At 62.4% G+C, this 14,198-nt stretch carries 12 protein-coding genes; 6 read left to right on the forward strand and 6 right to left on the reverse strand.

All coding sequences use genetic code 11. From position 1 onward, the window contains the following. Positions 1-275 precede the first annotated feature (275 nt). The 5 genes from M0D67_RS26850 to M0D67_RS26870 form a co-directional block, all read right to left on the reverse strand. The gene (locus M0D67_RS26850; RefSeq protein WP_171927739.1) at positions 276-1,514 is read right to left on the reverse strand and encodes an aromatic ring-hydroxylating dioxygenase subunit alpha; all 1,239 of its coding nucleotides are present in this window, start codon (positions 1,512-1,514) and stop codon (positions 276-278) included. Between the two features lie 191 nt (positions 1,515-1,705). Continuing rightward, positions 1,706-3,157 carry a glycosyltransferase gene (locus tag M0D67_RS26855; RefSeq protein ID WP_266240394.1) on the reverse strand — a complete coding sequence of 484 codons (1,452 nt, stop codon included), beginning with the start codon at positions 3,155-3,157 and terminating at the stop codon, positions 1,706-1,708. Between the two features lie 56 nt (positions 3,158-3,213). Further along, positions 3,214-3,813 (reverse strand): cytochrome b, encoded by a 600-nt coding sequence (locus M0D67_RS26860; RefSeq protein WP_266240395.1) that lies wholly within the window; start codon positions 3,811-3,813, stop codon positions 3,214-3,216. Positions 3,814-3,992: 179 nt separating this feature from the next. Next, positions 3,993-4,592 carry a uracil-DNA glycosylase family protein gene (locus M0D67_RS26865; protein ID WP_171927737.1) on the reverse strand — a complete coding sequence of 200 codons (600 nt, stop codon included), beginning with the start codon at positions 4,590-4,592 and terminating at the stop codon, positions 3,993-3,995. A gap of 123 nt (positions 4,593-4,715) precedes the next feature. Continuing rightward, positions 4,716-5,492 (reverse strand): DUF1295 domain-containing protein, encoded by a 777-nt coding sequence (locus tag M0D67_RS26870; protein WP_154563041.1) that lies wholly within the window; start codon positions 5,490-5,492, stop codon positions 4,716-4,718. Between the two features lie 163 nt (positions 5,493-5,655). Here M0D67_RS26870 and M0D67_RS26875 point away from each other — a divergent pair, with 163 nt between their 5' ends. From M0D67_RS26875 to M0D67_RS26885, 3 genes are all read left to right on the forward strand, one after another. Then, positions 5,656-6,720 (forward strand): DMT family transporter, encoded by a 1,065-nt coding sequence (locus M0D67_RS26875; RefSeq protein ID WP_154563039.1) that lies wholly within the window; start codon positions 5,656-5,658, stop codon positions 6,718-6,720. 184 nt (positions 6,721-6,904) lie between these two features. Continuing rightward, positions 6,905-7,108, forward strand: a complete 204-nt coding sequence (locus M0D67_RS26880; protein WP_028195916.1) for a DUF3562 domain-containing protein — start codon at positions 6,905-6,907, stop codon at positions 7,106-7,108. A 179-nt stretch (positions 7,109-7,287) separates the two neighbouring features. Continuing rightward, the gene (locus M0D67_RS26885; RefSeq protein WP_171927734.1) at positions 7,288-8,391 is read left to right on the forward strand and encodes an FAD-binding oxidoreductase; all 1,104 of its coding nucleotides are present in this window, start codon (positions 7,288-7,290) and stop codon (positions 8,389-8,391) included. Positions 8,392-8,429: 38 nt separating this feature from the next. On the opposite strand, the gene M0D67_RS26890 is transcribed toward M0D67_RS26885, so the two are convergent. After that, complete coding sequence (locus tag M0D67_RS26890; RefSeq protein WP_266240396.1) at positions 8,430-9,902, reverse strand: PLP-dependent aminotransferase family protein; 1,473 nt, start codon at positions 9,900-9,902, stop codon at positions 8,430-8,432. A gap of 157 nt (positions 9,903-10,059) precedes the next feature. Between M0D67_RS26890 and M0D67_RS26895 the strand changes: the two genes are divergently transcribed. The 3 genes from M0D67_RS26895 (at position 10,060) to M0D67_RS26905 (ending at position 14,179) form a co-directional block, all read left to right on the forward strand. Continuing rightward, positions 10,060-10,521 (forward strand): GNAT family N-acetyltransferase, encoded by a 462-nt coding sequence (locus M0D67_RS26895; protein ID WP_171927732.1) that lies wholly within the window; start codon positions 10,060-10,062, stop codon positions 10,519-10,521. 286 nt (positions 10,522-10,807) lie between these two features. Next, entirely contained in the window at positions 10,808-12,517 is a 1,710-nt protein-coding gene (locus M0D67_RS26900) for a molecular chaperone HscC (protein WP_266240397.1), read from the forward strand. Positions 12,518-12,523: 6 nt separating this feature from the next. Beyond that, positions 12,524-14,179 (forward strand): J domain-containing protein, encoded by a 1,656-nt coding sequence (locus tag M0D67_RS26905; protein ID WP_154563026.1) that lies wholly within the window; start codon positions 12,524-12,526, stop codon positions 14,177-14,179. Positions 14,180-14,198: the final 19 nt, after the last annotated feature.

Genomic DNA, 14,198 nt, shown 5'->3' on the forward strand with positions numbered 1-14,198 from the left:
CGGTGGGGATGTGTTGCGTAGTCACGAGGCGTTCTTAAAGATCGGAAAAAGCGAAATAGTACACGGGTCGGAGGCGGGCGCATCTCGATTGGCGCAAACCTCGGCGTGTCAGATGCCATTATCGCTGGCCGATCGGCCTGAATTCCCTACCGGGTGGAGATGGATTCATTCTCCACCGGGCGGAAAGCGGCCTGCGAAACAGCCACCTCGCCGGCATGCTCCGACACCGCCGCCACGATCGCGGCAACGGCCGAAGCCCCAAAAGAACTCGAATATCAGGTATTCGACAATGGATTGCCGTGACGCGAATCCCAGAAACGGATCACCGCGGCGCCACCGGTACCAGCGCCCACCACGTGATCCGGCGCGCCGCTTTCGCGCAACAAGGCGCGTAGTTCGTTGATAACCGGAAACACCTCGTGATTCCAGTCCGCGCCCTGCGAATCGTGCGCACGTTGTTCTGCTTCGACGATTTCGCGGTCTTCCTTGAAGATGCGTTCGGTGAACCACACGAGCAGCGGCCACGCGAGATTCAGCACGCCGGGAATGCCCGGTTTGCGAATCGACAGCAGGCCAAAGGTGCGGTTCGTGCGCTGCTCGCGATCGAGCGGCACATAGACGATCCACAAATCCATCACCAGCGTCTGATCGGACGTGCGGATCTGCAGCGTCTGATACGGATACTCGGTGCGGATCGTCATCACGTCCTTGTCGTTGTCGCCGCCTGTCTTGCGGCTCTGGCCGAACACGATCGCTTCGCCGATCGGCTGCTGGCCAGCCATGCGCGCAAACGTGTAATCGACTTCGACCCAGCCCTCGCCACGCCGGCGACCCACCGACCGCGCGCGCATCTGCCCCATTTGCCGGCGATGCAGGAACTGATGGTTCATGTCCATCAGGTTCTCGTGCATGAACGAATAGTGGCAATTGACCGGACGGCCGAAACGGCGCGTCTTGTACTTCTTGTCGGATACAGAGCCGAACGCCGGTAGCGGTCGCTCTTCGGCCATAGCGGCGTCGCCGGGGAATACGAAAATGAGTCCTTCGACTTCCCGACACGGATAAGAACGCACGCCGTTCGGCAGCCGTTCGCGGCCCAGATAGGGTACGTCGATGCAGGTGCCCGAGCAGTCGTACGTCCAACCGTGATACCCGCAGCGGATCGACTCGCCGTCCACCACGCCCTGATGCAACGGTACCTGGCGATGCGCGCAGCGATCTTCGAGCGCGAACACCTTGCCGGACTCCGTACGCGCCAGCACGATCGGCTCACCCGCGAACGTCACACCATGCGTCTTGCCCCGCTTCACCTCATGCGACCACGCGAGCGGATACCAGTAATCAGGGTGAATACCGACGCGGCGCAGATCGCGCACTGGGGCGTCGTTGGCGGCCTGATCCGGCGCGTGTGCATTCGCGCCCGTTGGCGCGTTGGATTGCGCGGCTGTATGAGCAGAAGACGTATGGGCCGGCGCATCGACGGTGTCTTGTTCGAGCGGGGGAACAGCATGCATAGGTGGAGCCTCCGTGCACGAGCGGATGGAAGGGTGTCGCCCTGCAATTCGCGGGCCGACATCGCCGTACAGTCTACTCGAAGCCGAAGCGGCATGGTTCCGCTGGTGGCATGCCATACCCCACTGCGCAGCCCATGGGCGCAATCGCGCCTGCGTGCGACCCTACGGTCGTCAAATGAGGCGATTGGCGGTTAGCTCTCGTCGCGCGTCACGAGCCCGGAGCGGCGTTGCACGCCCCACGAGCGTCCGCCACGCAGGAAATGCAGCCAGCCGAGCAGAGCGCCGACGTGCCGCACCAACTGGAATGTGAACGGCTCGGCGATCGCCGCGAGCACCGCCATCCACAAACTGGAGCCGGTGCGCTCGCCGGTCCAGCGGCGGTACAGATGGATACACCAGAGATAAAACGCGAGGTCAATCGCCGTTTTGAGGCCGATCACGCTGAAAATCGACACGACGATCGCGCCGTGCCCGCCGAACAGAAAGCCGAGCAGCAGCGCGAAGGCGGTCAGCCCGTAGATCGGCTGCATCGTATCGATGGCCTTGACCGGCAGCATCAGCATCCCCATCGTGCCGTAGCGCGGGTTGCCGGTCATGTCGCGGTTCCAGTATTGCGTTTGCAGGAAACCCGCAAACCAGCGGCGGCGCTGCCGCAGGAAACTGCCGAGGTTGTCCGGCGCGTCGGTGTGCGCATGGGCATCGCCGACCACACGCACGTCCCAGCCGAGACCCTGATCGACCGAATAGCGGCGCAGCCGATGAATCAGTTCGTAGTCTTCGACCAGGCACTGCGGATCGAAACCGCCCACGTCGACCAGCGCGTCGCGCCTGAACGACGCGAAGGCGCCGGAAATCAGCAGCAGACTGTCGGCGCGCATCCATGCAAAACGGGCGATGAAGTTGCGCATGTACTCGTAGGTCTGGAACCACTGGAACACGCGGCCCGAAACCGATTTGCCGCACACCGGCACCAGAATGCCGGCCGCCGCGACCAGCTTCGGCTCGCTCGCGAAGGCGGCGCGCATCGCGTAGGTGGCGTCGTCGTCGAGCAGCGTGTCGGCGTCGACGGTCATCACGGTCTCAGTGGTCATGACCATGATGGCAGCGTTCAGCGCGCGCGCCTTGCCGCCGTGCGGCACGCGCAGCCAGTACAGATTCGGGTACAGCGAACTCGGCGCGCTCAGCACGCCGTCAGCGGCGGCAGCGAGGCCAAAGCGTTCGGTAAGCAGCGCATGGGTGGCATCGGTGGAACCGTCGTCGGCGATCACAATTTGCGCCGGGCCATGCGTCTGGCGCAGCAGCGCGGCGAGCGTCACCGGTAATACCGTCGCCTCGTTATGCGACGCGACGATCACACCCATGCCCGGCAAGTTGCGCGCATCGAAGTCCGGCTCGAGCGGCGGCGTGGGCCGCATCAGCGGCAGCGTTTTCCAGGTGACGAACGCAAGCAGCAAGGTGTCGTACACGACGTACGCAATGCCGGTCGACCACGCCACCACGCCTTGCAGAAAGAATGCGCGGGCGAACAGCAACAACCACAGCACGACGACGCTGAAATGAATCAGCGTGCTCAGCGGCGTAGTGGGGCGCGGCAGAATGCGCGGCGACGCAAGGGCGAGTGCCTGTTCCAGAGTTTTCTTCAAAATGACTGCTGAGTCCGTCGTTAGTGGTTATTAGATAGAAAGCAGCGTGGCAGTGCTTACGGCACCATGCGTTTCAGAACCGACTTGCGATCGATCCATTGATGCTTCAACGCGCCGCCGATATGCATCGCCAGCAGCGCATACAGCGCGTAGCCAAGCCACGTATGCAAGGCGCCGAAGCGGTCGTGCAAGGACTCCTTGAGCACCGGATCGAGATTCATCACGTAACCGATGCGCGGCCAGGGGAACAGATTGAACAGGCGCATCGGATGCGTGGCGGCATCTTTCCACGCGGAATCGTGCAGCCAGCCGGATAGCGGCAGTGCGATCATCAGCAGATACAGCAGGAAATGAGCAACGTGCGCGGCGATCTTTTCCCACGACGGAAACTCACGCGGCAACGGCGGCGGCTTGTGCGTCACGCGCCACAAGATGCGCATCAGCGCGAGACCGAGCACCGTGATCCCGATCGACTTATGAGTGTCGACTACCGGACGCACCCAGTCGTCGGGCCATGATTCCGCGGTCAGGCCGAGTACGACATTGCCGATCATCAGCAGCGCGATCAGCCAGTGCAGCGTTATCGCCGTGCCGGTATAGCGCGACGCCAGCGGCGTGCCGGTCGAATCGGTCAGGGAGTCGGCGTGAGTATTCATCGGTCGTTCCGTCTACAAATGGTTTTCTGGCGAAAGCTGTTTGAAAATTCGGCCGTGCCGCAGCAGGTCTGATCACGCCGGCGGTATGAAGCAAACGCATCTGTTTGCCGTTTTATTCCGCCAGTTGCTTAATTGTGTGTTTCCGATTATTTCGACGTATTTCGACGGCGCGAGGCAAATCACGCCTGGAGCGCCGCACCAACCCGCGCCCGCAAAGTCGGCAATACATCCGCTTCGAACCACGGGTTGCGCTTGAACCAGGCAATATTGCGCGGCGAGGGGTGCGGGAGCGGTATCACGTGGGGGCCGTAATCTCGCCAGCGCAGCAGCGTATCGGTTAGCGTCGGCCCGAAGGCGTCACCGAGGCCAAAACGCTGTGCGTATTGGCCAATCAGTAACGTGAGCCGCACCTCGCGCAACTGCGCGAGCAAGGCCTGATGCCAAAGCGCGGCGCATTCGGGCCGCGGCGGCAAATCGCCACTCGCCCCTCTGCCCGGAAAGCAGAAACCCATCGGCACGATGGCAAATTTCGAGGCGTCGTAAAAGGTCTCGTCGGAGACTTCGAGCCAGTTGCGCAAACGTGCGCCACTGGCGTCGCTCCATGGAATGCCCGAAGCATGCACGCGCGCACCGGGCGCCTGCCCGATGATCAGAATGCGCGAATCAGCCGACGCCACGACGACCGGCCGCGGCGCATGCGGCAGCACCGGCGCGCACACCGTACAGGCGCGAATGTCGTGCAATAACGTGTTCAGTGAAATGGGTTTCCTGGCGGTCATACCAAGGCGCGGGTCAGGATCCGGTTTAGCGTTTTATAAACCGATAGTGTCCCACGCCCCACTCATTCCCGTTCGCGTAGCCGAACATGAACATGAACACGCGCGCGCCGTGGCCGGCTCATCTCAATGCCGCGGCGGCCACGGAATCAGCGCGCTGGTGGTGCGCATGTAATCGGCGTAACCGGCGCGCCTTTTCGCCATGCTTTCTTCGAGCAGCGGGATGCCGGAGAGCTTCAGCAGCAGAAACACCATCAGCACCGGCGGCAACAAGGTGAACCAACCCCAGGGCGTGCCGATCGACAGCGCGATGTAAGCAACCCAATGCACGCATTCAAAGAAGTAGTTCGGATGCCGTGAATAGCGCCACAGGCCAACGCGGCACACGCTGTTGTGATTGGCCGGGTCCTGTGTGAAGCGCTTGAGTTGACGGTCCGCGATGCCTTCGCCGACTACCGATGCGATCCACACCACAACCGCCAGCACGATCCAGCCGACGGCCGGTGGGCTGCTCCGATACGACGGCACCAGAAACGCGATCGACAGCAGCATCGAAATCACGACTTGCACCTGGAAAAACCAGAACATCTTGCTGGCTGCCTTGTCGCCCCATTCTTCACGGAAGCGGCGATAGCGCGCGTCTTCCGGTTTGCCGAAATTGCGTCTCCACAGATGCGTCCCGAGCCGCACGCCCCAAACCAGGCCACCCAGCGCGGCCAGTGCACGCGATACCGGATCGCCGTTGCCGAGCACGGCGTAGAGCACCGCGACGAGGCCGAGCGAATAAGCCCAGACCGGGTCGACCATGCCGGCGTTCGCGGTCTTCAACTGCCACACCCAGACGGCGCTGAAGATCACGATGAGCGCAATCAGGGCGATCACGGCGGCGGCAAGTGGCGACATGGGGGCCTCATTCGATGGCGATGCGGGTTATACGCTGTAAGGGCGCGATCGGATGCACGCGGGCGGGATTTCCGGCCCGATCATCTGTTCAACGGAGCTAGGCGTCCGCGGCCCGATAGCGGTATCGTGTCGGCAACGCCTGCCTCCACCGAATCTTCCGGTCATGCCGACTCGCTTCAACGCAGCTTTCACCGCTCTGCTCGCCGCCGCCTTGTTCGGCGCGACCACGCCGCTCGCCAAGGCGCTGCTCGGCTCGCTGTCGCCGTTTCTGCTGGCCGGACTGTTCTACCTCGGCAGCGGCACGGGCCTTGCCGCCGTGATTCTGGCGCGCCGCCTGAAAGGTCAGGCGGACGGGCAGCCGGTCAGTCACCACCGCTTCCCGGTGCGCGAAGTGCCGTGGCTCGCCGGCGCGATCGTGGCCGGTGGTGTCGCGGGGCCGGCACTGTTGATGCTTGGTCTGAAAACGACGCCAGCCGCCACCGGCTCGCTGTTGCTGAATCTCGAAGGCGTATTCACCGCGTTGATCGCGTGGATCGTGTTTCGCGAGAACGTCGACATTCAGGTGTTCCTGGGCATGGCCGCGATCGTCGCGGGCGGCGTGGCATTGTCGTGGCAGCCCGGCGCGGCCGGCTTGCCGCCCGGCACACTGCTGCTAATCGGCGCCTGCGCCTGCTGGGCGGTCGACAACAATCTCACGCGCAAGGTGTCGACTCACGATGCCATGTTCATTGCCTGCGTAAAAGGGCTCGTGGCCGGGTCGGTCAACGTGACGCTCGCGCTCACTTTTGGTGCAGCATGGCCCAAGGCCGCGACCGTCGCACTCGCCATGCTGACGGGTTTCGCAGGCTACGGCGTGAGTCTCGCGCTGTTCGTCGTCGCACTGCGCAATCTCGGCACCGCGCGCACCGGCGCCTATTTCTCGGTCGCGCCACTATTTGGTGTGACCTTATCGTGGCTCCTGTGGCCGGAGATGCCGCCGCCGCTGTTCTGGGTGGCCGCTGCCCTGATGATGCTGGGTGTCTGGCTGCACATCCGCGAACGTCACGAGCATCCGCACACTCACGCCCCGCTGGACCACACGCATCGTCATCGGCACGATGCGCATCACCAGCACGAGCACGATTTCGCATGGGACGGCGACGAGCCGCACACGCATCCGCATTCCCATGCGCCGATCACGCACGCGCACGCGCATTTCCCAGATATTCATCACCGGCATACACATTGATTTCTCGCTTCACCGCGTGGTGCGGGCGCTTGCTGCAGCACAAGACAAAAATCTCTGTGGAGCGAGTCATTCGATAGACCAATTCAATTGGCATCGCGGCCAATCGCATCCTCTAATGAAACTCCTGTCGTGCGCCCGTTCCCGGCAACCCCGCCGGTCCACCCCGTTTGCCCCGGAGAGTTCCATGTCCCAACCCGAGCCTAATGTCGACGAAGTGGTGAGAAGCATCGCAGAGGAAACCGATACCCCCACGGAAACGGTCTCGAAGATGTATGCAGACACACTGGCCGACTACCGGCACGAAGCGCGTGTATTCGATTACGTGCCGCTGTTCGCCGCGAAGAAAGTACGCGACAAGCTGCGCCATACCTCGAAACACAAACACTGATTTGGCGGCGCGCGGAGACCACCCCCTGCCTGGCAGCACGCTGGATCGACCCCGCTGGCTCGTGCGGCGATTCGCTAGAACACATACCGATTTATTTTTCGCGTTACCAGAACGCGTACCGGTTTATTTTTCCCACTGCTAGACTCTGACCCGGATACATCGACTCGGGGGAAGATGGCATGCGGGTGACAATCGTAGGCGCGGGCATTGCCGGTTTGAGCACAGCGTGGTCGCTTGCGAAGCTGGGACACGACATCACGCTGATCGAGCAGGGCTCGATTCCGAACCCACTCGCCGCCTCGGGCGACCGAAGTCGCATGATCCGCCGCGCCTATGGCGATGCTGACGGCTACGCACGCACCATCGCCGAGGCATTCGATAGTTGGGATCTGCTGTGGAATGACCTGGGCGTGTCCCACTATGCGAACTGCGGTGTGCTCGGCATTTCGCAACACGCAGGCGATGGCGCCGAGCAATTTCGCGCCGGCCTCGACCGGATGAAATTCGAGTATGAACAGCTCGACCCGCGCGAAGCGGCCGAGCGTTATCCGTTTCTCGACCCTGCCACGTTTCGCTACGCCTACCTCGATCAGGATGGCGGTGCGCTGTTTAGCGAACGCATCGCTCGCGACATGAAAGCCTGGCTCAAGATGCGCGGCGCCGAGATTCGCACCCATACCAAGGTACTCGCAGTCGATGCGCATGCGGCCTCCGTGCGGATCGAAGACGACACGATCATTCGCGCCGACCGGCTCGTGGTCACCGCCGGCGCGTGGACGCTACAACTGTTCCCCGCGCTCGCCGAAAACCTGATGACTTATCGCAACGTGGTCGCCTATATGGAGCCACCCGCGGATCTGGCGGATGCATGGTCGAATGCGCCCGCTATCGTCGATATTGGCGGCGCAAGCAGCGGTTACGTGCTGCCGCCAATCGACGATGTCGGTCTGAAGTTCGGCGCCAGTGTGCACAAATCACGTGCGCCTGATCCTGATGCCAATCGCATCGCGGCGCCCGGAGAAGGCGACAGTCTGCGCCGGTTGTTTTCACCGCCGTTCAGCCGCATCGACGAATATACGGTCACCGAAGTAAAAACCTGCGCTTACACGTTCACTGCGGACGAACGCTTTTTTTCGAAGCGCATCGGCAACACGCTGGTGGTTTCGGCATGCTCGGGCCACGGCTATAAATTCGGCGCGGCAGTCGGGCGCCGGGTCGCGCAAGCGCTGGATACCGATGACGACGCCGGGCTCGCGCGTTGGCTCAGGGCGGAAGCGGTCTAACGCTCTTTCGTCATAACAATACGACGTTCGTTCGTGATCTAGCGTAGCCCACGCACAACGGTGGCGAGTCGCACCACCAATGCGTCCGCTTCGTGTGGTTTGACACCCGCGTAGCCAAGCATGAACCCGTTATAGCGCGCGGCGTCTTTAGCAGGCGGCTGACAAAACGCACTGAGCGCAGCGATATGCAAACCGTGCTCGCGTGTCACTGCGCTCACGTCCTGGTCGCGCAGCGGCACATCGAGCCGCATCGTCAGATGCATGCCGCCGCCGTCGGACGAGACGGTCACCAGGTCGCCCATATGCCGCTCGATCGCATTCACCAATGCGGTGCGGCGCTGCTGATACAGTCGCCGCATGCGCCGCAGATGCCGCGCATATTTCCCACTATCGATGAAGTCCGCCAACGCGATTTGTTCAGCCACGCGGCCTTGCCGTGCGATCTCGCTGAGCGCCTCGTCGATATCGGCGACGAGGTGCGCCGGCACGACCATGAAGCCCATCCGCAGCGCCGGAAACATCGTCTTGCTGAAGGTGCCGAGGTAAATCACCGGCGTGTCGGCCGCGAGGCCCTGGATCGATGGCAACGGCGGACCGCTGTGGCGCAGTTCGCTGTCGTAGTCGTCTTCGATGATCCACGCGCCGCGCGCAACCGCGTTCTCGATGATCGACCAGCGCCGCTCGAGGCTCAACACGCTGCCGAGCGGATATTGATGCGAAGGCGTGATGTACATCAGGCGTGGCGGCGTCTGTTCCCAGTGATCGGTCGTCGGCGCCATGCCGGCGGCGTCGACGGGAATCGGCACCAGTTGCAAACCAGCGGCCTGGAATGCAGCCTTTGCACCGTGGTAGCCGGGGTCCTCAACCCAGACGCTATCGCCGGGGTCTGCCAGCATGCACGCGCATAGATCGAGACTCGCCTGCGTGCCCGAGGTGATGAACACCTGCTCCGCGGAACACCGCACACCACGCGACACACGCACATATTCCGCGATCGAGCGGCGCAATGCAGGGTGCCCGGCGTTGTTGCCGTAACCGAGTTCGCGCGGTTCGACCACACGCCATGCGCGCTCCATCGAGGCACGCCATTGCGCGAGCGGAAATTCATCGAGTGCGGGTACGCCGGGACGAAACGGCGTGGGGTCGTTGGGATTGGTGCGCTCGCGCGGCAGGTCGGCGACACGGCGTGACAGGTGGTTTTCAGGCGTCGGCACGCTGCCGCTTGCTGCCGAGATCGAAGCAGCTGAACCGCTTACCATGCTGACAATGGAACCATGCCGGCTCGCCGTGATGAAGCCCTCGTCGGTGAGCCGCTCGTACGCGTAGAGCACCGAGTTGCGCGCAATGCCCAATTGTTCGGCAAGCGCTCGCGTGGCAAGAAGACGGCTGCCGTGGCGGATATCGCCATCAAGAATCGCGCGACGCAGACTCTCGTAGAGCAAGTCCTGCTGCGTAAGCTTGCGCCCACCCATTGCGCGTTCGACGTTCGACATCAACAGGCCGTAGTCCAATTCCGTGGCTCCAAATTCTGGTCGCATTGTGGAGCTAACAATGGTGCCACAAATTTCTTATGCTGACGGTTGGTGCAGCCGTCTACGCCTGTTCGACCCAGCCATAGCGGTCGCGAGCCACTCCCCCTCAACCATCACAACACAAGGAGCCACACACATGTCCGACGCGATTCAAATCCGCCCCGTCACGCCCGCCGACTTCGACGCCTGGCTGCCGCTGTGGGACGCCTACAACGCGTTCTACGGCCGCTCGGGTGAAACGGCATTGCCGCTCGAGATCACGCAGGTCACATGGGGGCGTTTCTTCGATGCCTACGAGCCGATGCACGCGATGGTCGCCGAACGCAACGGCCAGTTGCTTGGCCTCGTGCACTTCCTGTATCACCGTCACACGACCATGGTGGCGCCGACCTGCTATCTGCAAGATCTCTACACGCTGGAAGCGGAGCGCGGCAAAGGTGTCGGCCGTGCGTTGATCGAAGCGGTGTATGCGCGCACCAAGGCCGACGGCTTGCAACGGGTCTACTGGCAGACGCATGAGACGAATCACACGGCAATGAAGCTGTACGACAAGGTCGCGGACCACTCCGGTTTCGTGATCTACCGCAAGGCGTTGTGATACACCGCAGCAGGCCCGCCTAGCGGGGTTTGCGTCCCCGCTTTGCATCCCCTTCTCGCGTCGCCATTCTTGCGCGACCAGGCACCGCATTCGCATACCCGGCGGCCGATCCTGCCGGCATGCGTAGCGCATCGCCCTCATCGACTCTCACCGCACTCGTTCCCCTTCACCGCTCAAGTTTGCAGGCAGCCTGCCGTTATCGCCATTGGACGGAGCGCCATCTGGCTCCCACGCGACCTTGGGCGATCTCCTCACGGAGGGGCGCAAAACGAATCGGAAACTGTACATGCCTTCGATCATCGGCATCGATCTTGGAACCACGCATAGTCTTGCGGCCGTCTGGCGCAATAACGAGGCTGCCCTCATCCCGAACGCACTGGGCGACGTGCTGACGCCGTCGTGCGTCTCGATCGACGACGACGGCTCCATCCTTGTCGGCCGGCCCGCTCATGACCGGCTGCATACGCATCCCGAACGCACCGCCGCCAACTTCAAACGCTACATGGGCACGAATCGCAACGTGTCGCTCGGCATGCAGACACTGCGTCCTGAAGAACTGTCCTCGCTGGTGCTCAAATCGCTGAAAGCCGATGCTGAGGCGTTCCTCGACGAAACGGTAGGCGACGCCGTGATCGCCGTGCCCGCCTATTTCAGCGACGCGCAACGCAAAGCCACGCGCATCGCCGGCGAACTGGCCGGGCTCAATGTGCTGCGCCTCGTCAACGAACCGACCGCGGCCTCGCTCGCGTACGGCGTGCATCAGCGCGACAGTGAACGCAAGTTCCTGATCTTCGATCTGGGCGGCGGCACGTTCGATGTATCGGTGCTCGACTTCTTCGAAGGCGTGATGGAAGTGCGCGCCAGCACGGGCGACAATTTTCTGGGTGGCGAGGATTTCACGGAAGCGCTCGTCGAGTTCTTCTGCCAGCGCAACCGCCTTCAAGTCAAATCGCTTACGCCGATTGCCGCACAACGTCTGCATCAGCAAGCCGAACGTGCGAAGCGTCTGTTCACGCAGAGGGGCGCCGATAGCGTCACGCTCAAGCTTACGGTTGGCGATAACGAGCACAGCCTCGAACTCGATGCGGCGGCCGCGGAACGGACTTGCGAGCATCTGCTGCAACGGCTGCGCAAACCAGTCGAGCGAGCGTTGCGCGATTCGAAGATCGCCGTTGATGCGCTCGATGAAATCATCCTCGTCGGTGGCGCCTCGCGTATGCCGATGGTGCGCAAGCTGGTCTCGAAGATGTTCGGCCGTTTGCCCGCCGCGAATCTGAACCCGGACGAAGTCGTCGCGCTCGGCGCTGCTGTGCAGGCAGGGCTCGTTACGCGAGACGCAGGTCTCGACGAAATGGTGCTGACCGACGTCGCGCCGTATAGCCTCGGCATCGAGGCTGCGATGCAGGTCAGTGCCAATCAATATGTGCCGGGGCATTTTCTGCCGATTATCGAGCGTAATACGATCGTGCCGGTGAGCCGCATGCAGCGCATTTTTACGGTCAGTGACCGTCAGCAGATGTTGAGCATCAAGGTGTTCCAGGGCGAAGCGCGTTTGACGGTCGACAACGTGCCGCTTGGTGAATTCACGCTCGACGTGCCGGTCAAGCCGGCCGGTCAGGCCGGTGCGGATGTGCGCTTCACCTACGACGTCAACGGCGTGCTGGAAGTGGAAGCCACTGCGTTTCCCGGCGGCGTGAAGCGTGCGATGGTGATCGAAGAAAACCCCGGCGTGCTGACTCCGGAAGAAATTGGCGAACGACTCGCGACATTGAGTGCGCTAAAGATTCATCCGCGCGATCAACTGGAGAATCGCACGCTGCTCACGCGCGCGGATCGAGTCTATGAGGAAACGCTGGGGGAGCATCGGCAATATCTGGCCGCGCATATCGCGCGCTTCCAGTCGCTGCTCGAGCGGCAGAACGCCGAGGAGATCGCCCATGCGCGCGGCGAATTGAGCGCGCTGCTGGATCGCTTCGATGTGCATGTGACGTACTGACCGGCTATGGATACGACTTCTGCCCACCACTGGCCGTGGGACGTGCTCGGCATTGCGGCAAACGCCGACGAGCGCACCGTGCGCCGCGCTTATGCGCGTCTTTTGAAACAGCAACGCCCAGATGAGGACGCTGAAGCGTTTCAGCGGCTTCGGTACGCGTATGAGTCGGCTTTACAGATGGCTAGCGGCGGCGCTGCGGGGACGATAGCCGTGGTGTCGGCTTCAGTGCCAGTCTCGGTGCCAAGCCCACCGCCTGAGGCACACCTCCGCGAACACGACGCCTTCGAAAGCGCCGTGCAGTTGTGGCAGCACTTCGTCTCGCAACGGGGTCAGCTCGAGTCGCGTCGTTCGCTGCAGGATCTATTTGCGGTCGTCGTCAATATTCAGACGCGCGACGAACTCGAATGGCAAGCGCTGGTTCATTGTTTGAACGAAGATGCGCCGGCCACGCTGCGTATGAATCTAAGTGCTGTCCTGGGATGGCGGGACAACGCTGCCCACCTGAGGCGGCGCAACGCAGCCATCGCAACACTCGCGCTGGATCGTGTATTCGCCGATGAGGACTACAACGCGTTGCGCCTACGCTTCACAAATGCAATGGCGCTGCTCGAGGGGCCGCAGCCTCAGTTGGCGGCCGGCGCACATGCATTGCTGCGCGCTGGCGTGCGAACCGAGATGGAACAGTTGTTGACCACGCTCGGTCGTTATCATCCGAATGTCGTACGCCTGCGGCTCGACAGCGAGAAGGTCGAATTCTGGACCCGCTGCCTGTCGTTCCGGATTGGCGCGGGCCGCCTGTTCGGTCCAGCGCTTGTGCTGAGCGCATGGTGCGGCTTGCTGTTCGCCAACGCGTCGATGAACCTGAATAGCGATCGGTGGTTCGATCAATGGACGCCCGTTCAGCTGGCCGTGCTTCTGGCCACTCTGATGGTGACGCTGGTCACCAGCGCCGCGACGACTGTGCTGCTGTCTGAACCACAGCAACAGCGGCTGCGGATGCTGCGCTCGATTGGCTGGCTGCGTTACGGATGGATTCCGGTGTGGCTTGGCGCGACCGCCGCCGCGTTGTGCGACGGAGGCAGCGGGCGCTTGACGTCGATCGCAATGGACACACTCGGGATCTGCACGATGTGGGCCGCGCTGATCTATGGATGGCCGCGCATCAAACAACTCGCGATACTCGCCGCCGTCGGAGCGATCGGGTTCGGCTTCGCCGGCCATTGGCTCTCCACGGATCCTCGCGCGTGGCAGATGCCGTTCGCGCACGGCGTGCTGTTTGCTTTCTTCTTCTCTTTTGCGCAGCAGGAGTGTCGCGGCTGGCTCGCACGTCGCCCCCGCCTCGCATGGTTTGGAGCGACGATGTGGTTTGCGGGTTTCGTCACGTTGATCGTTTTGCTGTTGCAAAGGGACGAGCGTTCGACGCAATTTGCGTGGGCGCTTTTTACGGTGATGGCCGCAGCGGGTGGTGTGTTGGCGACGACGCGTTGGGCTGATTTGCGTCGGGTTGTGCCGCCCTTTTTCCGTGGCTACGTACACCTCGTCTGGTTGGCGCTTGCACTCTCCAAGCCGGACATCATCGCTTGCGTGAGCGCGGGATTGATGAGTGTTTGGATTATTGAAGAGCTGAAACAACGACGTCTATCGCAGCGGACGGCGCAATAACCGCTCGCGTGGGCACCTG

This window comes from Paraburkholderia sp. SECH4 (assembly GCF_030511745.1).
In the GTDB taxonomy this organism is placed as follows: domain Bacteria; phylum Pseudomonadota; class Gammaproteobacteria; order Burkholderiales; family Burkholderiaceae; genus Paraburkholderia; species Paraburkholderia madseniana.